The sequence below is a fragment of the Ignavibacterium sp. genome, assembly GCF_025998815.1.
Lineage (GTDB): Bacteria > Bacteroidota > Ignavibacteria > Ignavibacteriales > Ignavibacteriaceae > Ignavibacterium.
On sequence record NZ_AP026678.1, the window covers coordinates 1,069,015 to 1,091,715 of the forward strand.

General features: G+C 34.5%; 23 protein-coding genes. 9 read left to right on the plus strand and 14 right to left on the minus strand.

The window, feature by feature from the left end; translation table 11 throughout:
- Positions 1–25 precede the first annotated feature (25 nt).
- The 14 genes from Q0X14_RS04530 to Q0X14_RS04595 all read right to left on the minus strand — a co-directional run bounded on the left by Q0X14_RS04530 (position 26) and on the right by Q0X14_RS04595 (position 13,049).
- Positions 26–454, minus strand: coding sequence for a septal ring lytic transglycosylase RlpA family protein (locus Q0X14_RS04530; protein WP_297843039.1), 429 nt, complete (start codon positions 452–454; stop codon positions 26–28).
- Entirely contained in the window at positions 451–1,170 is a 720-nt protein-coding gene (locus tag Q0X14_RS04535; protein ID WP_297843042.1) for an RsmE family RNA methyltransferase, read from the minus strand. The genes Q0X14_RS04530 and Q0X14_RS04535 overlap by 4 nt, the downstream gene beginning before the upstream one ends.
- On the minus strand, positions 1,127–2,434 hold the full coding sequence (locus Q0X14_RS04540; protein WP_297843045.1) for a POTRA domain-containing protein: 1,308 nt from the start codon (positions 2,432–2,434) through the stop codon (positions 1,127–1,129). Before Q0X14_RS04540 ends, Q0X14_RS04535 begins: the two co-directional genes overlap by 44 nt.
- A gap of 175 nt (positions 2,435–2,609) precedes the next feature.
- The gene (gene gcvP / locus Q0X14_RS04545) at positions 2,610–5,510 is read right to left on the minus strand and encodes an aminomethyl-transferring glycine dehydrogenase (protein ID WP_297843047.1); all 2,901 of its coding nucleotides are present in this window, start codon (positions 5,508–5,510) and stop codon (positions 2,610–2,612) included.
- Between the two features lie 94 nt (positions 5,511–5,604).
- The gene (gene rnc / locus Q0X14_RS04550) at positions 5,605–6,384 is read right to left on the minus strand and encodes a ribonuclease III (RefSeq protein ID WP_297843049.1); all 780 of its coding nucleotides are present in this window, start codon (positions 6,382–6,384) and stop codon (positions 5,605–5,607) included.
- A gap of 2 nt (positions 6,385–6,386) precedes the next feature.
- Positions 6,387–7,634 carry a beta-ketoacyl-ACP synthase II gene (fabF, locus tag Q0X14_RS04555; RefSeq protein WP_297843052.1) on the minus strand — a complete coding sequence of 416 codons (1,248 nt, stop codon included), beginning with the start codon at positions 7,632–7,634 and terminating at the stop codon, positions 6,387–6,389.
- Between the two features lie 47 nt (positions 7,635–7,681).
- The gene (locus Q0X14_RS04560) at positions 7,682–7,915 is read right to left on the minus strand and encodes an acyl carrier protein (protein WP_014560843.1); all 234 of its coding nucleotides are present in this window, start codon (positions 7,913–7,915) and stop codon (positions 7,682–7,684) included.
- 86 nt (positions 7,916–8,001) lie between these two features.
- Positions 8,002–8,763, minus strand: coding sequence for a 3-oxoacyl-[acyl-carrier-protein] reductase (gene fabG, locus Q0X14_RS04565; protein ID WP_297843055.1), 762 nt, complete (start codon positions 8,761–8,763; stop codon positions 8,002–8,004).
- Positions 8,747–9,346 carry a DUF3109 family protein gene (locus Q0X14_RS04570; RefSeq protein ID WP_297843058.1) on the minus strand — a complete coding sequence of 200 codons (600 nt, stop codon included), beginning with the start codon at positions 9,344–9,346 and terminating at the stop codon, positions 8,747–8,749. Before Q0X14_RS04570 ends, fabG begins: the two co-directional genes overlap by 17 nt.
- A gap of 6 nt (positions 9,347–9,352) precedes the next feature.
- Positions 9,353–10,267 carry an ACP S-malonyltransferase gene (fabD, locus tag Q0X14_RS04575; RefSeq protein WP_297843061.1) on the minus strand — a complete coding sequence of 305 codons (915 nt, stop codon included), beginning with the start codon at positions 10,265–10,267 and terminating at the stop codon, positions 9,353–9,355.
- Positions 10,268–10,285: 18 nt separating this feature from the next.
- Positions 10,286–11,290, minus strand: coding sequence for a beta-ketoacyl-ACP synthase III (locus tag Q0X14_RS04580; RefSeq protein WP_297843065.1), 1,005 nt, complete (start codon positions 11,288–11,290; stop codon positions 10,286–10,288).
- Positions 11,287–12,333: a phosphate acyltransferase PlsX gene (gene plsX / locus Q0X14_RS04585; RefSeq protein WP_297843068.1), complete on the minus strand. Its 1,047-nt coding sequence runs from the start codon at positions 12,331–12,333 to the stop codon at positions 11,287–11,289. Before plsX ends, Q0X14_RS04580 begins: the two co-directional genes overlap by 4 nt.
- A 16-nt stretch (positions 12,334–12,349) precedes the next feature.
- Positions 12,350–12,529: a 50S ribosomal protein L32 gene (gene rpmF, locus Q0X14_RS04590; RefSeq protein ID WP_014560849.1), complete on the minus strand. Its 180-nt coding sequence runs from the start codon at positions 12,527–12,529 to the stop codon at positions 12,350–12,352.
- A 28-nt stretch (positions 12,530–12,557) separates the two neighbouring features.
- Entirely contained in the window at positions 12,558–13,049 is a 492-nt protein-coding gene (locus Q0X14_RS04595; protein ID WP_297843071.1) for a DUF177 domain-containing protein, read from the minus strand.
- Positions 13,050–13,242: 193 nt separating this feature from the next.
- Here Q0X14_RS04595 and Q0X14_RS04600 point away from each other — a divergent pair, with 193 nt between their 5' ends.
- The 9 genes from Q0X14_RS04600 (at position 13,243) to Q0X14_RS04640 (ending at position 22,618) form a co-directional block, all read left to right on the plus strand.
- Complete coding sequence (locus Q0X14_RS04600) at positions 13,243–14,136, plus strand: ATP-binding cassette domain-containing protein (RefSeq protein WP_297843073.1); 894 nt, start codon at positions 13,243–13,245, stop codon at positions 14,134–14,136.
- A gap of 4 nt (positions 14,137–14,140) precedes the next feature.
- Entirely contained in the window at positions 14,141–15,382 is a 1,242-nt protein-coding gene (locus Q0X14_RS04605) for an ABC transporter permease (RefSeq protein WP_297843076.1), read from the plus strand.
- Between the two features lie 70 nt (positions 15,383–15,452).
- Positions 15,453–16,403: a PrsW family intramembrane metalloprotease gene (locus Q0X14_RS04610; RefSeq protein WP_297843079.1), complete on the plus strand. Its 951-nt coding sequence runs from the start codon at positions 15,453–15,455 to the stop codon at positions 16,401–16,403.
- A gap of 1 nt (position 16,404) precedes the next feature.
- Positions 16,405–17,103 (plus strand): hypothetical protein, encoded by a 699-nt coding sequence (locus Q0X14_RS04615; protein ID WP_297843081.1) that lies wholly within the window; start codon positions 16,405–16,407, stop codon positions 17,101–17,103.
- Complete coding sequence (nadD, locus tag Q0X14_RS04620; protein ID WP_297843084.1) at positions 17,100–17,684, plus strand: nicotinate-nucleotide adenylyltransferase; 585 nt, start codon at positions 17,100–17,102, stop codon at positions 17,682–17,684. The genes Q0X14_RS04615 and nadD overlap by 4 nt, the downstream gene beginning before the upstream one ends.
- Positions 17,681–18,607 carry an NAD-dependent epimerase/dehydratase family protein gene (locus Q0X14_RS04625; RefSeq protein ID WP_297843086.1) on the plus strand — a complete coding sequence of 309 codons (927 nt, stop codon included), beginning with the start codon at positions 17,681–17,683 and terminating at the stop codon, positions 18,605–18,607. Before nadD ends, Q0X14_RS04625 begins: the two co-directional genes overlap by 4 nt.
- A gap of 1 nt (position 18,608) precedes the next feature.
- Positions 18,609–19,562, plus strand: coding sequence for a methylmalonyl Co-A mutase-associated GTPase MeaB (gene meaB, locus Q0X14_RS04630; protein WP_297843088.1), 954 nt, complete (start codon positions 18,609–18,611; stop codon positions 19,560–19,562).
- A 109-nt stretch (positions 19,563–19,671) separates the two neighbouring features.
- Positions 19,672–20,829, plus strand: coding sequence for an acyl-CoA dehydrogenase (locus Q0X14_RS04635; RefSeq protein ID WP_297843092.1), 1,158 nt, complete (start codon positions 19,672–19,674; stop codon positions 20,827–20,829).
- 121 nt (positions 20,830–20,950) lie between these two features.
- The gene (locus Q0X14_RS04640) at positions 20,951–22,618 is read left to right on the plus strand and encodes a carboxyl transferase domain-containing protein (protein WP_297843095.1); all 1,668 of its coding nucleotides are present in this window, start codon (positions 20,951–20,953) and stop codon (positions 22,616–22,618) included.
- Positions 22,619–22,701: the final 83 nt, after the last annotated feature.

Here is a 22,701-nt window from a genome sequence, read left to right on the forward strand (position 1 = left end):
ACAGGTCCCGAACAATCGGGACTTTTTATTTTCTCAACTTATAAATTTTTACTTCAACAGTTCCATCCGAAATCATATCAATCTTTTTTGCAGCTGCAAGTGATAGGTCTATTACTCTTCCTTTAAAGTCAGGCATTCTGTCATTAATTCTAACAATTACTGTCTTGTTGTTCTTAAGATTTTTTACCAACAACTTAATTCCAAATGATAAACTCGGATGTGCAGCTGTAAGATCATTCATATTGTAAATCTCACCACTTGCAGTTTTCTTTCCGTGATATTCATCAGCATAATATGAAGCAATTCCTTGTTCAACAAATTCTAATCCTTCTTCATCAGGAGTATTAAATTCATAGTTTTCATAATCCTTGTCAGAAGTGAATCTTTTGCTTGCAGAGCAGGCAGTAAAGAATATTATTAAGAGAGTTAAAAAAATAACTTTTAATTCTTTCATAAAGTTAAAATTGATGCAACTTTTATTATAGCTGTTTCACTACGTAATCGGTTATCAGCTAATGAGAAAATGTTTTTGTCTAATAGCGATTCTGTCTCCTCTTCAGTTAATCCACCTTCAGGTCCGAAGATAAAATAGTGCGGTTCATTTGCATTAATAAATTTCTTATCAAATTTAAGTTCACTTTTCTGATTAAAAATTATTTTATTCCCTTTGAAATTATTAAGTTCTTTCAAAGAGGAAACGACTTTAAATTCCGGTAGTATTGATTGTAAAGATTGTTTAATAGTCTCGATTGCAATTTTATTCAACTTATTGATGTTAATTTTCTCCGCAACTGCCCGCTGAGCTTTGAATAAAAAAATTCTGGTTATTCCTTGCTCAATTAGTTTTTCAATTGCAAATCTGAACCTGTCTTTGTTACGAAGTAAAGGAATGCAGAAAATGTAGTTTGGAAATTTTTCTTCGAAAGAAACAGATGAATTGATTAAAGCTTTTAATTCCTTCTTTCCAATTATTTCAATTGTGCAATTATAAATTTTCCCTTTTCCATTAGTTATAAAAATTTCATCTCCGATTTTTTTTCTGAATACTTTTGTACAGTGATGAAACTCATCATTGCTCAGTATAATTGAGTCTGATGATACTTCTTCAGAATAAAAAAGCTCTATGTCAGAAAGCAACTCCAAGGTCAAAAATCCATTCTGTTTTTCCAAAGTTATCAAATGCGTATTCAATTCTAAGTAGGTTATAAGGAAGAACCAAAAATGTTAATCCAATTCCATAGCCGCTCTGAAACCGGTTGAGACTAAGTGACTTGTTTTTATATAAAGCTGTACCTGCATCACCAAAAAGTTGGGAGTAAAGAGCAACCCGGTATTTCAAAAGTTGTTTTGGAATAATAGGAATAAACTCTAAATCAATATTAAGTTCTTCGATGATCGGATAGAAAAATTCCAATGATGTAAAATAAAAATGACTGCCTTCAGACTTTCTGGTAAAGTAACCTCTGATTCTTTCATCCAAACCCAGGATTGAATAATCATAATATGGTACTTTATCTCCGCTTGTAAATCTAGCTGTTAATCTCCACTTTGAAAAAAGTTTTCCAACAACATTCCTGTACTCACGGAAATCAATTCTTGCAACCTGATAATTGATTGAATTAACGCCTAAACCTTTTAATGAATAACTCGCTTGTGTGAAAATTCCCTCGCGAGGGAATTGAACTAAATCCCTTGAATCAAATTCATAACCGAGTTGTAACTCAGGAAATCTGTCTATTCTTTCTCCTGATATGTTTATTCCGTCAAAATACTTTTCGGTTTCATAATAATTGTATGCAATTGAAGCATAAAGTTTATGAAATAACAATAACCTTTTACCAAACAATAAATATGGTCTGAAAAATTTTTGTTTGAATGGTTCACCATATAAAATTTCTGCTGAAGGACTTTTGTTGTTAACATTCGAATAGAGAAAGCCAACGCGTAAAAAGAAGTCCTCCTTACCGATTAGGTTGGGATTATAGTAATTCAACGCAAATGACGGATCATATCCAAATGAAGTGATTGCATTTATTTGCTCATTCCTTCCACGGAAATTATCTATTCTTAAAAAAATTCCGTATGAAAGTTTATTCCAGTCTCTTTCTTTAATGTTTACAAAGGGAATGGGATATATATACCATCGTTCTTCAACTTTTATTTCAAGAATGTTAGTTGAGTTTTCGACTAATGGATTAACATAAACATGTGCAAACAAACCAAGACTGTATATTCTTTCTCTGTTATAAAAAATAATTTCCGGAGTTAAAGTATCTCCAATTGAAAAAGTTAATTCACGTCTAATGATAAAATCTTCTGTCTGATCGTTTCCAATTATTCTTATTGAATCTACTACGAAAGGAAATGAAGTTTGATAAACCAGTGAATCAGGTATTTGAGCAGTAATTACTCCATTAAAGAATAGAAATGCCAAAAAATATTTTGCTATAATTTTAGTCAAATTTTTTAGTTCAGATAATCAGGAATAATTATTAATTAATTCTTTGTTTCTTCAATATATCAAAAGAAGAAATTCTTAAGTTAATATTTTAAACATAAAAATAGGCTGTTCCGAAATTAAATATAATTCCGAAGACAGCCCTTAAAGTTTAATTTGCTAAATTCTCTTCAGCATATTCTGAAACAGGAATGCAACTGCAAACAAGGTTTCTGTCACCATAAGCATTATCTACCCTCGCAACAGAAGGCCAGAACTTACTTTGTCTTGTCCACTTTAACGGATAACCTGCTTTTTCTCTATTGTAAGGATAATTCCATTTATCTGAGATAAGCATTTGCAAAGTGTGAGGAGCATTTTTCAAAACATTGTTGTTTGGATCGGCTTTGCCTTCTTCGATTTCTTTTATCTCTTCTCTGATTGAAATCATAACTTCACAAAATCTGTCGAGTTCAGCTTTTGATTCGCTTTCAGTTGGTTCGACCATCAAAGTCCCCGGAACAGGAAATGAAACAGTCGGAGCGTGATATCCATAATCCATTAATCTTTTTGCAATATCTTCAACTTCAACATGAGCAGATTGTTTGAATGAACGCATATCGAAAATCAATTCGTGTCCAACTCTTCCATTCAATCCGGAATAAAGTACAGGAAAATACTTTTCAAGTTTAGCTTTGATATAATTAGCATTAACTATTGCAGCTTTAGAAGCATTAGTCAATCCTTCGCTTCCCATCATTTTAATATAAGCATAAGATATAATCAAAATACCCGCACTTCCCCACGGAGCCGATGAAACAGAATGAATTGATTTTTCTTTGTTGATGTTCACAACTGAATGTCCTGGTAAAAATGGCACCAGATGTTTTGCAACTGCAATTGGACCCATTCCCGGACCACCACCACCATGCGGAATGCAAAATGTTTTATGAAGATTTATATGACAAACATCGGCACCAATAAATGCCGGAGTTGTTAAACCAACCTGAGCATTAAGATTAGCTCCATCCATATAAACCTGTCCACCATACTGATGAATGATTTCACAAATCTCTTTTATTGATTCTTCAAATACTCCGTGAGTAGAAGGATATGTAACCATCAAAGCAGCTAAATTATCTTTATTTGCTTCTGCTTTTTTCCTGAGATCATCAACATCTATATTTCCGTGTGCATCACAATTCACTACTACAACCTTCATTCCTGCCATTACAGCACTTGCGGGATTTGTTCCGTGTGCAGAAGAAGGAATTAAAGTTACATTGCGATATCCCTGACCAATATCTTCAAGATAAGCTCTGATGACAGACAAACCGGAATACTCACCTTGTGCACCGGAATTTGGTTGAAGTGATACAGCTTCAAAACCTGTAATCTCAGCTAAGTCTTTTTCAAGTTCGTTAAATAATTCTTTATAACCAAGTGCCTGCTCCTCAGGAATAAATGGATGAAGCTCAGAAAATTCAGGCATAGTAACGCCAAGCATTTCAGTAGCAGCATTTAGTTTCATCGTGCAGGAACCAAGCGGAATCATTGAATGAACGAGCGAAAGATCTTTATTCTCTAATCTTTTAATATATCTCATCATCTCAGTTTCAGAATGATAGGAATTAAATACAGGATGAGTGAGATAATTTGATTTTCTTTTTAATGCTGCAGGAAATGAATTATAACTTTCATAATCATTTTCATTAACATCACGAACTTCGAAATTTTTATCTGTCGCATTGGCAAACACTTCAATAAGTTCAATCACATCTTCAAAAGTTGTCGCTTCAGATATTGAGATTCCAATACTGAAATCTTTATTGTATCGAAGGTTAATTTCTTTCTTTAATGCTTCGGTGTGAATTTTATTTTGAAGACTCTTGTCTGTTAATAGAGTAATCGTATCAAAATAATTCTGATTCTTCTGTTCGAAGCCAAGTTGTTTGAGAGATTGGGATAAAAATTTTGTAAGATTATTTATTCTTGATGCTATTTTCTTTAATCTTTCCGGACCGTGATAAACTGCATACATTCCTGCCATAACTGCAAGAAGAACCTGTGCAGTACAAATATTACTTGTTGCTCTTTCTCTTTTGATATGCTGTTCTCTGGTTTGCAGAGCCATTCGCAAAGCACGATTTCCCTGAGCATCAATCGAGACGCCTATTATTCTTCCCGGAATGTTTCTCTTAAATTCATCTTTAGTTGACATAAAAGCAGCATGAGGTCCACCATAACCCATTGGTACTCCAAATCTTTGTGTTGAACCAACTGCGCAATCAGCACCAAATTCCCCCGGAGGAGTAAGTAATGTAAGACTCATTATATCAGCAGCAACTATTTTATAAATTCCAAGAGAGTCAGCTTGTTTAAAGAAATCAGAGTAATCATAAATTTCACCGCTATCCGAAGGATATTGGACTATCAGGGCAAAGTAATCATTATTAAGTTGAATCGATTTGTGATCACCAATAATTAATTCAATTCCTAACAACTTTGCTCTTGTTTTTATTACATCAATCGTCTGTGGAAAAAGCTCTTGTGAAACAAAGAATTTATGTGAGTTTAGTTTGTCTTTTTTCCTAAGGTTATGAAACATTATCATAGCTTCTGCCCCTGCTGTACCTTCATCAAGAAGTGATGCATTAGCGATTGGTAAACCTGTTAAATCAGCGACAACAGTTTGAAAGTTTAATAAAGCTTCAAGTCTTCCCTGAGCAATCTCTGCCTGATAAGGAGTGTATTGTGTGTACCAACCGGGATTTTCAAGAATATTTCTTCTTATAACGGATGGAAGAATTGTAGGATAATAACCCATTCCGATATAAGTCTTATAGATTTTATTCTTTGATGCCAGCTCTCTTAATTTTTTGATGTACTCAAATTCAGAAAGCGGTTCGCCAATGTTTAAAGGTTTGGTTAAGCGGATATTTTTAGGAACTGTTTGATCAATTAAGTCATCAACTGATTGTGCACCACATTCAATTGCCATCTGATTTAATTCATCAAACGAAGGTCCGATATGACGGGATTCAAATTTATCGGGATGTTCAAAGTGTTTCATAAAATTCTCTGTATAAAATGTTAGAAATTTTTAATAATCATTACAAAATTAAACAAATAAAAATTGAAACTGATTCAAATCTAAAGTGGGAAAATTACTGTTGTGATTTAAGTATCTTTTCCATTGCCTTCTGTGCAGCATTCTGCTCAGCTGATTTTTTATTTTTTCCTTTTCCGATTCCAACTATTTTATCACCAACACTAACCTGAACAGTAAAGGTTCTTTCGTGCTGCGGACCTTCTTCTTTTATTACTTTATAATTCGGTAATTCAAGTTTATTCGCCTGAGCATATTCAAGTAACTGACTTTTATAATTTTCATCGACCAAATGTTCACCTGCTTCAACAATAGGATCAATCAAAACTTTACGAATAAAAACACGGCAGGCATCCAAACCCTGATCGAGATAAAGCGCACCAACCAAAGCTTCAAAAGCATCCGATAAAACTGTTTTAGCTCCTCTTGAAAATGTGTTCGAAAGGTTCTGATTGATCAATAAAAATTTTACGAGACCAATTTCTTCGGCACTTTCAGCAAGTGAATTTCTGTTAACAATTTTTGCCCGAACTTTAGTTAAAAATCCTTCATCTTTATCCGGATAAAGATGGAATAAATATTCTGCAGTTATCAGGCTTAATACAGCATCGCCAAGAAATTCAAGTCGCTCATTTGAAGCATCATCTTCATCAAGTTCTTCAAGAAAAGAGCGGTGAATAAGTGCCTGAATGTAATGAGATTGATCTTTAATAGGATAGCCAATAATTTTTTCGAGGTCAGAGAATTGCTGAGCAGTGAGAAGTCTTTTGGATAATTTATTCTTTTGAGTAACCCGCCTTCTGAAAATTTTTTTAATGCGGGAGAATATTCCGTCCAAGATTATTCCTCAAATTTTTTAAAAAGCAAAGATGCATTATGTCCGCCAAAACCAAATGTGTTACTGATTGCAGCACGAACAGTCTTTTTAGTTGCCTTTAATGACGAATAATTCAAATCACATTCAGGATCAGGATTGGTCAGGTTTATTGTGGGTGGAATTAAATCATTAAAAATTGCAAGCACTGTTGCAATTGCTTCAATTCCTCCTGCAGCACCAAGTAAATGTCCTGTCATAGATTTTGTAGAATTAACCACCAACTTATAAGCGTGTTCACCAAATACTGTTTTAATTGCTTTTGTTTCATTTACATCATTGTATGGAGTAGATGTTCCGTGTGCATTGATATGATCAATATCCTCCGGACTTAAGCCAGCATCAAAAATAGCTTCTCTCATAGACCTTACAGCACCTTCTCCGCCAGGCGCCGGTGCAGTGATATGGTAAGCATCAGCAGTTAATCCGATTCCTGCAAGTTCTGCGTAAATTTTTGCACCACGACTCAAAGCGTGATTAAGTTCTTCAAGAATAAGAGTACCTGCACCTTCACCCATTACAAATCCGTTTCTGTCTTTATCAAAAGGTCTGGATGCTTCTTTATATCTGTCATTCCAGGTTGAAAGTGCTTTCATAGAATTAAATCCACCGATTGCCATTTCTGAAACTGAAGCTTCACTACCACCGGTGACCATAATCTCGGCATTTCCTCTTTGAATTAACATAAAAGCATCAGCTATAGCGTGCGATGAAGTTGCGCAGGCTGAAGTGGTGGCGTAGTTAGGTCCCTTAAAGCCATACTTAATTGAGATCTGACCTGCGGCTAAATCAGCAATCATCATCGGGATGAAGAATGGACTGATAACATTTGGATTTTTAGCTTCAAAATATTTAAAGTGTTCAGTTTTGAGTGCTTCAATTCCACCGATGCCGCTTCCAAAGATTACCCCAACCCTATTTTTGTTAATTTTATCCAGATTTAATCCCGAATCATCAATTGCTTCTTGTGCAGAAACAAGTGCGAATTGAGTGAATGGATCAAGTCTCTTTATACTTTTTTTATCAAAGTAATTTTCGGGATTAAAATTTTTTACTTCTGCGGCGAATTTTGTATCAAAATTTGAAGCATCGAAATGAGTAATGAGGTCAACACCGTTTCTTCCTTCAATTAAGCCCTGCCAATATTCTTTTACTCCAATACCAATGGGAGTAACAGCTCCCATTCCGGTTACAACAACTCTTCTCTTTTCCATAAAAGCGAGATTAGAGATTTAGTCGGGATAAAATCCCGACTAAATCCTTAACCTAATTTTGATTTAAGATAGTTGATAGCATCTCCAACAGTGCCGATTTTCTCAGCATCTTCATCAGGGATTGAAATCTGGAATGCGCTTTCAAAACCCATTACCAATTCAACGATATCTAATGAATCAGCACCCAAATCATTTGTGAATGATGCTTCAGGAGTAATCTGAGATTCTTCAACACCGAGTTTATCAATAATGATCTCTTTTACCTTTGCTTCAACATCCATTGTATTCTCCTATAATTTATTGATGATTTTTGTTAACGAATATTTGACTATTGTAAATTTAATAAAATTGATTTTCAATAAAAAAGCTACATTGTCAGTCCGCCATCAACAGCAAAGACCTGTCCGGTTATATATTCTGCATCGTCGCTGCACAAAAATGCAACCATCTTTGCAATATTTTCAGGTGTACCTATTTTACCGAGCGGAATGTTCTGAACCAGTTTTTGTTTTTGCTCATCAGTTAATTTGTCTGTCATATCCGATTTAATAAATCCTGGTGCAATTGCATTAACTGTAATTCCTCTTGAGGCAACTTCTCTTGCAACAGATTTTGTAAAGCCAATTAATCCTGCTTTAGAAGCTACATAGTTTGCTTGTCCGGGATTTCCAATTAAAGCAACAACTGATGAGATGTTTACAATTCTTCCTGACCTTTGAGAAACAAGATTTTTAAGAACTGCTTTTGTACAGTTGAAAACACTTTTAAGATTGGCATCAATTACATCGTCAAAATCTTTTTCAGACATTCTTAAAAGAAGAGTATCTCTTGTTATTCCGGCATTGTTAATAAGGAAATCAATTCCGCCAAGTTTTTCAATCGCCTCAGAAATTGCTCTTTGAGTTTCTTCAAATGAAGCAACATCTGCTTTGATGGCAAAAATCTTTGTCTGAGAATTTTCCAATTCTTTTACTAATTGCTGAGCAGCTTCATCTGATTTATTATAAATAAATGCAACATCAGATAAAACACCTTTGTAATTTGTATTAGTGGCGAGTTCCTTAACAATTGCTCTTCCGATTCCTCTTGTTCCTCCGGTTACAATAGCTTTTTTATTTTTTGTTTCCATCAGCTAAAACTCCGTTCTGAAGTTGAGATAAAACTTCTTCTTTGTAATTCAAGAGTTCCTGAAAACCCTCATCACCAAGAAAATAATGAATTTCTTCTTTACAAGCTTCAAAGATTGATGTATCAGCAACAGGAAATTTGTTACAGTATTTTAAACGATCTATATGTTCATCATCAATCGTTAATGTGTTTTGGTAAATTGTTAAAGGAAATAGAACACAATAGATTGGCTTGTATTTCCATTTATGTTCACCTTCCTGCAACGCTAATCTCTGCAGCACACACAATCCGTTTTTATCAAGGAAGGTGCATTTGTTATTAATTATTTCAGTTCCTACTGCAACACCTGATTCAAAATCTTCATCCTCTTCTGCTGGTTCGAACCATTCAGAAATATTTTTTGATTGTGTTTCATCCATTAAAGGAATGATTTTGTCTTTAATAGTCAATATGTGTTCACTTTCTTTTAAGTCTGTATAAACACCGTAATGACAACATTCACCATTACATCTGCAACCAAACTTGAATGTAAAAATATTGGGATCGATTTTAATTCCGTTTATGTACTTTTCCTTTATACTCATACAAACCTAAATATATTGGTATACATCTTCGTACTTATCTATACCAAAAACTTTAACATCAGGATTAATACGCTTCACTAATCCCTGTAAAACTTTGCCTGGCCCGATTTCGTAAAATTCTTCTATTCCATCATCAATCATATTTTTAATAGTTTCTTCCCATCTTACGGGAGAGGTTAATTGATCAAAGAGTAATTTTTTGATTTCTTCTTTCTCAGAAACAGGTTTTGCAGTAACATTAGCGTAAACAGCAAATCGTGCATTGTAAAAATTAGTTTCATCAAGAGCTTTTTGCAATCGCTCTTTTGCCGGTTCCATTAAAGGGGAATGAAACGCACCACTTACCACAAGCTCTTTAACCAATTTAGCACCATTGGCTTTGCAAAGTTCCATTGCTTTCTTCACACCATCGACTGAACCTGAAATTACAATTTGTCCGGGCGAATTAAAGTTTGCACACTGAACAATTCCGACAGCAGAAGCTTCTTTACATAAATTTTCAACCACTTCAGGTTGAAGTCCAACAACAGCAGCCATAGTTCCCTGCATAACTGTACCAGCATATTGCATTGCTAATCCTCTTTGTCTGACTAATTTCACTGCTTCGTAAAATTGAATAGCTCCTGCAGCAACTAAAGCAGAATACTCGCCAAGTGAGTGTCCTGCAGCAGCATCAGGTCTCAAAGTTCTGATTAAACTAGCCAACACGACCGAATGCAGGAAAATTGCCGGTTGAGTAAACTCAGTTTGCTTTAATTCTTCTTCAGGTCCGTTAAACATTATATAAGAAAGATTTGCACCAACTGCTTCATCAGCAGTTCGAATCATTTCTTTGGCTTCAACTGAATTATCAAACAGATCTTTAGCCATTCCAACATATTGCGATCCCTGACCGGGAAACAGAAAAGCTTTTTTTGCCATAGTTAAAAACGTTTTTTGTTAGTCAATTGCCCACACAAGATGAGAAGCTCCCCAGGTATATCCGGCACCAAAAGCAGCCAAAATAAGATTATCGCCTTTTTTTAATTTGCCGGCTCTGTAATATTCAGTCAAACATAAAGGAATAGTGGCTGCAGTTGTGTTTCCATATTTATCAATGTTAATCATAACTTTATCTTTACTAATCCCCATTCTCTCTGCGGTCGCATCAATGATTCTTAAATTTGCCTGATGAGGTACAAGATAAGCTACATCTTCGGATTTAAGTCCGCTGATTTCCATAACTTCTGCTGAAACATCTGCCATACCTTTTACTGCAACTTTGAATACTGCTTTTCCATCCTGATAGATGTAATGCCATTTTTTATCAACTGTTTCGTGAGATGCGGGATTCAAACTTCCACCACCAAGCATATACAAAGCGTCTTTTCCAGAACCATCAATTCTTAAAATTGATTTCTTTAATCCTAAGTTTAAATCTTCAGTTGGCTCGAGTAATACTGCAGAGCCAGCATCACCAAAAAGGATGCAGGTGTTTCGATCAGTATAATCGGTAATCGCACTCATTTTATCTGCACCAATAACCAAAACTTTTTTGTAACGCCCACTTTCAATCAGAGATGCACCGGTTTGTAATGCAAACAAAAATCCTGAACAGGCGGCAGATAAGTCAAATCCCCACGCATTTGGAATACCAAGTTTGTGCTGAACTAAAGTTGCGGTTGCAGGGAAAAACATATCCGGAGTAACTGTAGCAATGATAATTACTTCAATATCTTTTGGGTCAACATTATGTTTTTCAAACAAATCTTTAGCAGCCAATGTAGCTAAATCACTGGTTGCACCATTTTCAATAATTCTTCGCTCACGAATTCCGGTTCTGGTTCTTATCCACTCATCGTTTGTGTCAACGATTTTTTCAAAATATTTATTGTCAAGAACTTTTTCCGGAACATACATTCCTACCCCTGTTACAATTGCATTATATTTTCTTGTTTCACTCATTCGCTATCCATTTTTTTATTAGAATATTCACTTATTGATTTTTCAATTTTTTGCACAAGTTTTTTATCGTACATAAGCTTTGCTTTAAGCACCATATTTGTTATTGCTTTTGGTGTACTTGAGCCATGACCAATTATTGAGATTCCATTTACACCCAACAAAGGAACTCCGCCGTGTTCCTGATAGTCAAGACTTTTGAGAGCTTTTTTTAATGTGCTTTTAACCAAAACAATCTTTAAAGCATCAATCAAACTTTTTTTTGCGGTTTGCTCAAGCAAATGTTTAAGAAGTTTTGGAACAGCTTCACCAAATTTTAATAATATATTTCCGACAAATCCGTCACAAACAACAACATCAACTTTACCTGTAAGAATATCCCTGCCTTCTACATTTCCGATAAAATTATGTCTGGAATTTTTCAAAAGGTTGTAAGCTTCATTTGCAACTTCATTTCCTTTCCCCACTTCTTCACCCATACTTAGAACACCGACAGAGGGATTGGAAACTCCACCCATTTCCTTTGCGTAAATTGTTCCCATTATTGCGTACTCAAGCAAGTGAATAGGTTTTGCATCCTTTCCTGCACCAACATCATACAAATAACAAGTTCCATAAACATTAGGAATCTCAGCACCAATTGTTGGTCTGCCAACTCCTGGAATTCTTCCGATAATTAAAGTTGAAGCTGACATCATTGCACCTGTGTTGCCAGCACTTACAAAGGCATCAGCTTTTTTTTCTTTTACTAATCTGGCTCCAACAACAATTGAAGAATCAGGTTTTGATTTTATTGCTGTGGTTGGAGATTCTCCCATTTCGATTACTTGTTCAGCATTGATGATAAATCTTTCATCAAAAGAGAGATTGTTTTTTTTGAGCACTGAAATAATTTCAGATTTTTTACCGACGAGGTAAAGCTCGAAATCCTGATTTTGGCTCAATGCCTGAACAGCACCAACAACTGCATTCTGAGGGGCAAAATCGCCCCCCATTGCATCAACAACAATTTTACATTTTGTTTGTTCTGTGGAGTTATCCGGCATAATTGATATTTACTTGTTAGCTTTTAGGAACGAATACTGATCGTTCGCTATAGTAACCACAGGATGGACAAGCCCGATGAGCTAATTTCATTTCACCACAATTTGAGCATTTACTCAAAGTCGGAAGTGATGCTTTGTAATGAGTTCTTCTCTTATCTCTTCGGCTCTTAGACATTTTGCGTTTCGGATTTGGCATGGTAGCTTTTCCTTTTAGTTATTTGATATTAAAATTTCTTTGTAAATAATTTTTCCCATCTCGGATCAATATCATCTTTCTGACAGGAACATTGTTCAAAGTTCAAATCTGCTCCGCACCTCGGACAAAGTCCTTTACAATCTTCTTTACACAATTTTTTCATAGGAATTGCTAATATAGCGAATTCTCGTACATCATTATCAAAATCGAGCTTATCAGTGTCTCTGCTAATATATGTAATGTTAATGTCATCAGTATCTTCAGGTTCTTCATTCATAAGATAAATCATTTCATAATCGCTTTGAATTAATCTTTCAAATTTGATAGTACATCTGTCGCATTCAAATGAAGCATTAATTTCAGAACTAACATGAGTTATAATCTGATCGTGAAGTTTATTTAATCTGATATTTGTTTTAACCTTTCCAAAAAACGGTTCCCCAAGGTCAATATCTTCTACTGTCTCTTCAAAATCAAAAACATGTTCCCCTATGCTTAGATTTGAAATTTTTACTTTCATTGCAAAATCGCTCAAAAATTGGCTTCAAATATATTATCAGAGGTTTTGATAATCAAACATAGAAGTGTGATTAAATCTTTGCCAGAGAATTATTTAGCTCAAAAATAAATTTATCCATTTATCAAAAAAAGTTAATAATTATCAATGCAGTTAACTATTTTAGCACAAAATCTTTAAGAGTTTCGGAATTATTATGCTTGAAGTAAAGAATCTTACTAAAACTTACGGTCAAATCAGAGCAGTTGATAACCTCACATTTTCAGTAAAGCCAGGCAAAATTTTCGGTATGCTTGGTCCAAATGGCGCTGGTAAAACAACAACAATCAGGACAATTCTAAATATAATTAAACCAAACTCAGGCGAAGTTTTTCTGAATGGAAAACCAGTAACGAAAGACTTATTTAATTCGATTGGATATCTTCCCGAAGAGCGCGGTCTTTATAAAAAAAGCAAAGTAGTTGATGTAATTACTTACCTGGCTCATCTGAAAGGAATGCAAAGCTCCGATATTAAAACAGAAACTGATAAATGGTTGAAGAAGCTGGAAATTCCGCAATACAGAGAAAGAAAAGTTGAAGAGCTTTCAAAAGGTAATCAGCAAAAGATTCAGTTTATAACGGCGGTAATACATAATCCTGAATTACTTATTCTTGATGAACCATTCTCAGGATTTGATCCAATTAATCAACAGCTTATTAAAGATGTTATTTTGGATTTACTTGATAATGGGAAAATTATTATTCTCTCAACTCACCAGATGGATACAGCAGAAAAACTATGCAGTGAAATTTTATTGATAAATGAAGGCAAAGAAGTTCTTAGCGGAAGTCTCTCAGAGATAAAACAAAAATTCGGTGGAAATCATGTCAGATTCTCTTACGAAGGTGATGTGAAATTCCTTAGCGAAATGGATGAAGTAATAAGCTTCGAGTTATATAGCAACAATGCTGAAGTACACATTAAAGATGAAATTAAACCGGAACATTTCCTCAAAAAAATAATCGATAAAGTTACGATTAAACAATATTCAATAGTTGAACCAACACTTAATAAAATTTTTATTGATACAATAAAAAATAAGAATTAGTCTTATGAAAAAAGCAATAACAGTAGCCAAATGGGAATTTCTTGAAAAAATTAAATCAAAAGCGTTTATTATCTCATTATTCCTTACTCCTGCGATAATTATACTATTTTCTGTGCTGCCGACACTTTTAGCTACAAAAGATAGTGATTCAACAAAAGCAATTGGTATTCTTGATCTCACTCAGGAATATTTTTATGATTTGAAAAATGAAATTGAGACCTACAAACTGAACAATAACTTACCTGCTTATGCAATTCTGAATAATTATAAATCAAACACAGATGCTGATTCACTTGTTAAAATATCCGACGCAATGGTAATTGAAAATAAGTTAGATGGTTATCTTCTCATTCAAAAAGGAATAAATGATTCTCTCAAGATAGAATTTCGGTCTAAAAGCATTGGAAATTTTCAGGATGTTGCAAGATTTGAAGAAGCATTTAACAATCTGAGAATTAAAAGAAAACTGTTATCAGAAAATTTTGATCCGGAAATAATTGAAGTAATTAAACAGAGAACGAATGTAAATCAGATTAAGATTGAAAAACCAGGTGAAGAAGGTAAAGGCGGATTTGAAATGGTATTCTTCTCCTCGATAATTTTTATACTTCTTCTGATGATGATGATAATTTATTCAGGACAAATGCTTGTAAGAAGTATGCTCGAAGAAAAATCAAACCGACTTATTGAAATATTGATTTCGAGTTGTACGCCACAGGATTTACTCTTTGGAAAAGTTTTTGGACTTAGTGCACTCGGACTCACGCAGGTTGCTGTCTGGTTAATCATAGGAATTTCCCTAATTGGTGCGGCAATAGTACCTATGACTTCATTCGATAATATTCATTTGATATTATTATACTTTATTCTTGGATTTGTTTTTTACACCACACTGTTTGTTGGAATTGGCTCAGTAGCAAGCACTGAACAGGAAGCTCAGCAAATAACAAGTTATCTGAGTTTGTTGCTTGTACTTCCAAGTGTATTTATAATCAGCACATTACAGAATCCTGATAGTAGTCTTGTAAAAGTTCTCTCTTATATTCCTTTCACACTTCCATCGGTTATGATATTAAGAGTAAATGTATCACCTATTCCACTTTGGGAGATTCTTTCAACAATTCTGATTATGATTTTCTCAATTCTGATTGTTATCAGAATTTCTGGAAAAATTTTCAGATTTGGTGTTTTATATTATGGAAAAATGCCAAGTATGAAAGAAATTAAAGTCTGGCTTAAAGAATAATTTTTTTTGAATGTGATTGAGCATTTTAATAATTTGAAACAGATAATTTTCCAACATACGGTATCTTGAAATGCTCATTATTTTTTCTGCGCTTGCCGCTATTATTCCTATGACAATTTATCTGATACTTATCTGGCGATTTGATAAGTATGACCGCGAACCATTTGGAATTGTCCTGGCGAATTATCTTTGGGGAGCGATTGGTGCTATCTTTCTTGCTTTAGTCGGAAGTTTTTTTCTTACAACTATAATTTCTTTTTTTGTAAAAGATGACAGAAGTTTAGGTTTAGTTGGAGCCGTTGCTGTGGCTCCTTTTGTTGAAGAAATTACAAAAGGAATTTTTCTTCTTATAACAGTAAGCAACAGGAAATTTGATAACATCACTGATGGAATTGTTTATGGTGGTGCAATCGGGCTTGGATTTGGAATGACTGAAAATTTTCTTTACTTCGTTGGGAATGCTAATAACCTTGGAAGCTGGATTGCAATTATTATTATACGAACTCTTTTTTCAGCGGTAATGCATTGCGTATCTACTGCAACACTTGGTGCTTTTCTCGGCTATTCAAAATTTATGAGTAAAGGTAAAAGAATTTTATTTGCTTTGATTGGACTAACAATTGCAATGCTAATTCACGCAGGATGGAATTCATCGGTAAGTTTTCAATCAACTGCTCCATTAGGATTTCTGTTTCTTTTCATCACTGTGTTAATTTTTATAACAGTATTTACTGTTTCAGTCGCACGAGAGAGAAAAATAATTTTTAATGAACTCTCTGAAGAAGCAGCTAACGGAATAATTCCTTCAACTCATTTATCTATTTTGAGTTCATCAGTAAGAGAACAGCAAGGATGGGTTCCTGAAAGCATAAGAAAGGATTATATTAAATCTGCAACTACTCTTGCTTTCAGAAAAATGCAGGCAAGAAATTCAAATGGAGCGAGTAAAATTTATTATGAAAATGATATAGATAATTACAGAAAATTTATTTCATTTTTATTAAGTGGGATAAAAGCATAAAATGGCTGATAATTCAATTTCATTAGTGGTTATTTCAGACAAAGTTATTTTTAATGAAAACAGTCTTAAAACTTTTGAAACATTATCTATCGAGGATACAAAACTTTTATTCGGTACTTTATTTCTTAATCTTATTGAAAATCTCAACCGCAGCCAGAATGATACTGATCTGACAATTTATGCTGAGAAGAACGATAATGATTTAATCCAAACAGAATTATCAACCATCAGTGCGGATAAATTCAAATTGTTTTTTTATGATTCTGAACCTGATTTGACATTTCTTTCTACCAAAATAAAACCTCAGAAGCATTCGATTATAATTTATGCAGATGTGATGGGAGTAAGTTTATCTTCAGTTAATGAGATACTGAACTTGTTAAGCACTGATGAAAATACAATCGTTATTGGAACATCAGGAAATTCATCCATTTGTTTAATTGGTTTTAATCATTATACAGAAAATTTACTTAAAGCAATTCAGTATTCGGAAAGAGATTATTCGAAATTGCTGGCTTTGCTTAGAACAGAAGAACATTTCATTCATACTCTGAACGGATTTGTAAGAGTTTATGATACTCAATCTTTTAAAGAACTTTATGATGATCTTTCTCAGAAAAAAAGCATCGAATACTGCTCGCAGGAAATGCACGAAAAATTTACCCATCTTTTTGTTGAATATAAGGACTTACTTAAATGAGCAAAATCGGAATATTTGGTGGTACATTTGATCCAATACATCACGGTCATTTAATAACTGCGCAATCCGTAAGAGAAATCAGAGAGCTTGATAAAATCATTTTTATTCCGACTTACATTTCACCACACAAAACGAATGTCAAAACCTCATCACCTGAAGACCGATTGAATATGATAAAACTTTCGATTGAAGGAGTAGATTTTTTCGAAGTATCTGATTTTGAAATTAAGAAGCACGATGTTTCCTACACAGTTGACACTTTAAGAGAATTCAAAAAGTTTTACGATGAAATTGAATTGATAATTGGTTATGATAACATCTTTAAATTTTATACCTGGAAAGAACCTGATGAAATAATGAATCTTGCCAAAGTGATTGTGCTGAAAAGAAAATCTTCTCAGCCAGTTGAATTTATTGATAAATATGTTGAACAAGCTACTTTCGTGCAAACAAGAGGAATTGAAATTAGTGCAACTGACATACGACATCGTGTTCATCAGGGATTACCAATTCATTATCTTGTACCAAAGGAAGTTGAAAAATATATACTTGAACATAAACTATATACGGAGGAAATTTGAAAATTCTTGTAACCGGTGGAGCCGGCTTTATTGCTTCACACATTACTGATGCTTTTGTTAACGAAGGTCATCATGTTGTTGTGCTTGATGATTTATCATCAGGATTTGAAAAGAATATTAATCCAAAAGCAAAATTTGTAAAAGGAAATATCTGTGATAAAGAATTAGTCGAGAAACTATTTAGTGAGGAACAGTTTGATGTAATCAATCATCATGCAGCTCAGATGGATGTAAGACGCTCAGTGAAAGACCCGGCATTCGATGCTAACACAAACATTATGGGCACAATAAATCTTCTTCAGAATGCAATCAAATTCAAAGTAAAGAAATTTATGTTTGCTTCAACCGGTGGTGCTGTTTATGGTGAGCAATCATACTTCCCTGCTGATGAAAATCATCCAACACAACCACGATCACCTTATGGAATTTCAAAACTTGCAGTTGAGAAATATTTGTACTTCTACAATGCTGAGTACGGATTGAACTACACCATACTTCGTTATGCTAACATTTATGGTCCAAGACAAAATCCTTTTGGTGAAGCCGGAGTTGTTGCAATTTTCTCAACAAAATTATTAAAGGGTGAACAGCCAATAATAAACGGAAGCGGCGAACAAACAAGAGATTATGTTTTTGTCGGTGATGTTGTCAAAGCAAATCTTCTTACACTTAACGATTCAGCAAACGATATTTATAATGTTGGAACAGGCATCGAAACAAATGTTAATCAACTCTTTCACAAACTGAATAACATCATTGGTGCAAACAAAGAAGAAAAGCATGGTCCTGCTGCACCGGGCGAACAAATGAGAAGTGTTATCACTTCAGAAAAACTTTTTAAGAAGTTTGGTTGGAAACCTTCAACAACTTTGGATGAAGGGTTAAAACTGACAGTTGATTTTTTCAGAAACAATCTGCCTTAAAATGATTGATAAAAATTTAGTTGAACAATTATTAAACAGTAATAGACGCGCAGTTGCAAGAGCAATTTCTTTTATTGAATCTGATAACAATTTAACATCAGAATATTTAAAAGAACTTTACAACAAAGTTGGCAATGCTTACAGAATAGGAATTACGGGTCCGCCGGGCGCTGGTAAAAGTACAATCACAAATCAGCTTACAAAGTTTTACAGAAAACAAAATAAGAAAGTTGGAATTATTGCTGTTGATCCTACTTCACCTTTTACCGGTGGCGCTTTACTTGGCGACAGAGTAAGAATGACTGATGTTGGAATGGATCAGGGAGTTTTTATCAGAAGTATGGCAACCCGAGGTAGTTTAGGTGGACTTTCAAAAAAAGCAATTGATGCTGCTGATATTCTTGATGCTGCAGGATTTGATATCGTTATTCTTGAAACAGTTGGAGTAGGTCAATCTGAACTCGATATTGCTCAGGCGGCTGATACAACCATTGTGGTTCTCGTTCCCGAAAGCGGAGATTCTGTTCAGGCAATGAAAGCTGGTTTAATGGAAATTGCAGATTTGTTTGTATTAAATAAGTGTGATCGACCTGGTTCGCAACAAGCTTATACTGCATTACAAACAATTCTGATGATTAAAGAACACGATGAAAATACCTGGCTGCCTAAAATCATTAAAGCTGTTGCATCAGAAAATAAAGGCATTGAAGAGATTGCAGAGGAAGTTGAAAAACATAAATCTTTTCTGATTGAAAAAAATCTTTTTCAGAATAAAAGACAAAACCAGGCACGAATAAGAATTAAAGAAATTGTTGAGAATAAATTGAAAGAAAAATTGTGGAGTGAAGACAGAGAAAATTTATTAAATTCGTCCCTGCAAAAAGTTGTGCTAGGTAATTCATCACCATATCATATTGCAGAAGAAATACTAAATCAGTTTGTAAATAAATCTTAGTGCCTTGCTGACTTCGTGACTCTATTTTTTGCCACAAAGACTCAAAGGCACAAAGAAAGTCAGAAAAATTAGAAAAATTATTCTTTGTCAAAAAGATAAGGGACAACTTATGTCAACACAACCATTCTTACTTGAGCTTACTGAAAATCAATTAATGATTCGTGATACAATCAGAGATTTTGCTGAAAAAAACATTCGACCCGTGATAATGGAATATGATGAGTCACAAAAGTTTCCAATGGAAATAATGCAGCAACTTGGCGAGCTTGGATTTATGGGCATTCTCGTTCCTGAAGAATATGGCGGAGCCGGACTTGGTTACATTGAATATGCATTGATAATAGAAGAACTCGCAAAAGTTGATCCTTCTGTTGCTTTATCTGTTGCTGCACATAACGGACTTTGCACAAATCATATCAATCTTTTCGGCAACGAAGAACAAAAAAGAAAATATCTTCCGGATTTAGCAAGTGGGAAAAAAATTGGTGCCTGGGGTTTAACAGAAGCTGCTTCAGGAAGTGATGCTGCAGGATTAAAAAGTTTCGCAGTAAAAGATAGTGATTATTGGATATTGAATGGCAGTAAGCAATTCACAACTCACGGAACTGTTGGTGAAACATATGTTGTAATGGCAATTACAAATAAAGATGCTGGCAAGAAAGGAATATCAGCTTTCATTCTTGAAAAAGGTTTTGAAGGATTAATCATTGGCAAGAAAGAAAATAAACTTGGAATGCGTGCAAGCGATACAACTCAACTCGCATTTGAAAACTGTAAAGTGCCTAAAGAAAATTTACTCGGTCAGGAAGGAATGGGTTTTATCAATTCAATGCAGGTACTTGAAGGTGGCAGAATTTCAATTGCAGCTTTAAGTGTTGGACTTGCACAAGGTTGTCTTGATGCTTGTCTTAAATACACCAACGAGAGAAAACAGTTTGGAAAATTTTTATCGGAGTTTCAGGCAACACAATTTAAACTTGCAGAGATGCACACAAATATTGAAGCAGCAAGAATGCTTACATATCGTGCAGCATGGATGAAGGATAACGGAATTCCGAATACAAAAGAAGCAGCAGAAGCAAAACTGTTTGCAAGTGAAATTGCTGAGAAAGCAGCAAGCGAAGCTGTTCAGATGTTTGGTGGTTATGGTTACATAAAAGAATATCCTGTTGAAAAATATTATCGTGATGTGAAACTTCTCACAATTGGAGAAGGTACATCTGAAATTCAGAGAATAGTAATTGCAAAAGATTTACTTAAAGATTAATTCTCAGTGCAACTCCGTGTTTTCTCCGTGTAACTCTGTGTAATAAATAATTTAATTTCACGGAGAACCACTAAGAAGGCACAGGGAACCACCGAGGAATTTAAAGGAAAGTAAAAACATTATGAAAATAATTGGAACACCGATTAAAGAAAACGAATTATTTCTAAAGAGAGATGATTATCAGAAAGAGCTTCTCAGAAAAATTGATGGGATTAAAGAAAAAGTGCGTGAAGGTGGTGGAAAGAAAGCAATCGAGAAGCACAAAGCAAAAGGTAAACTAACTGCAAGAGAAAGAATAGAAAAGCTTGTAGATAATCCAAAAGAATTCTACGAACTTAGTACTCTTGCTGCTTATGGAATGTATGAAGAATTCGGCGGAGCACCTTCATCCGGAACAATTTATGGAATCGGAAAAATTCACAACAGACTTTGTGTAATTGTTGCAAACGATGCAACAGTTAAAGCCGGTGCCTGGTTTCCGATTACAGCAAAGAAAAATCTCCGTGCTCAGGAAATTGCAATGGAAAACCGGTTGCCGATTATTTATCTGGTTGATAGTGCTGGCGTATTTCTTCCATTGCAGGATGAAATCTTTCCTGACAAAGAACACTTCGGAAGAATTTTTCGTAACAATGCAAAAATGTCTTCAATGGGAATTCCGCAGATTGCAGCGATAATGGGACCTTGTGTTGCTGGTGGTGCTTACCTGCCAATTATGTCTGATGAAGCATTGATTGTTGAAGGTGAAGGGTCAGTTTTTCTTGCCGGCTCACATTTGGTTAAAGCGGCAATTGGTGAAGTAATTGATAATGAATCACTAGGCGGTGCGAGAGTTCAGTCGAATATTTCGGGTGTAACCGATTATATAATGAAAAATGACGAAGAGTGCATTCAACAAATCAGAAATTTAGTTTCCAAGTTAGGCGAATTTCCAAAAGCAGGATTTAACAGAATTGAATCGAAGCCACCAAAATTTGAACAAAAAGAAATATATTCCCTTCTTCCCGAAGATCAGATTAAACCTTACGATATGTACGAAGTTATTGCAAGAATCGTTGATAATTCTGAAATTGATGAATACAAAGCCGGTTATGGCAAAACAATCATAACAGCATATGCAAGAATTGATGGCTGGGCAGTAGGAATTGTTGCAAATCAAAGAAGTGTAGTTAAAACTGAAGCCGTCAAAGGTAGTGGTGAAATGCAAATTGGCGGAGTTATTTATTCTGATTCAGCAGACAAAGCAACAAGATTCATAATGAACTGCAATCAGAAAAAAATTCCACTACTCTTTTTTCAGGATGTTACAGGATTTATGGTTGGCAGCAAAGCTGAGCACGGAGGAATAATTAAAGACGGTGCAAAGATGGTTAATGCAGTAGCTAACTCTGTTGTTCCAAAAATTACAATCATAGTTGGAAACAGTTTTGGTGCTGGCAATTATGCAATGTGTGGAAAAGCTTATGATCCAAGATTTATCTTCGCTTATCCAAATGCAAAAATTTCTGTGATGGGTGGAAATCAGGCAAGCAGTGTTTTGCTTGACATAAAACTTAAGCAGGAAGAAAGAAGCGGACGAAAATTCAGCGAAGAAGACCAAAAAAAATTACTTAATGATATTCTCAAATCTTATGATGAAAAGAGTAATCCTGTTTATGCTTCGGCAAGATTATGGATAGATGAAATAATTGATCCTGCAAAAACCCGCGAATGGATTTCACTTTGTTTGGAAGTTGCGAATCACAATCCGGAAATACCAAAGTTCAATCCGGGAGTGATACAGGTTTAGGTTTACTTAACCGGACAATCAGATTTACAGTGTACATAACTTCAGTGCTAAGATTCACTCCTTTTTACTCTCGCAAAAAAAGG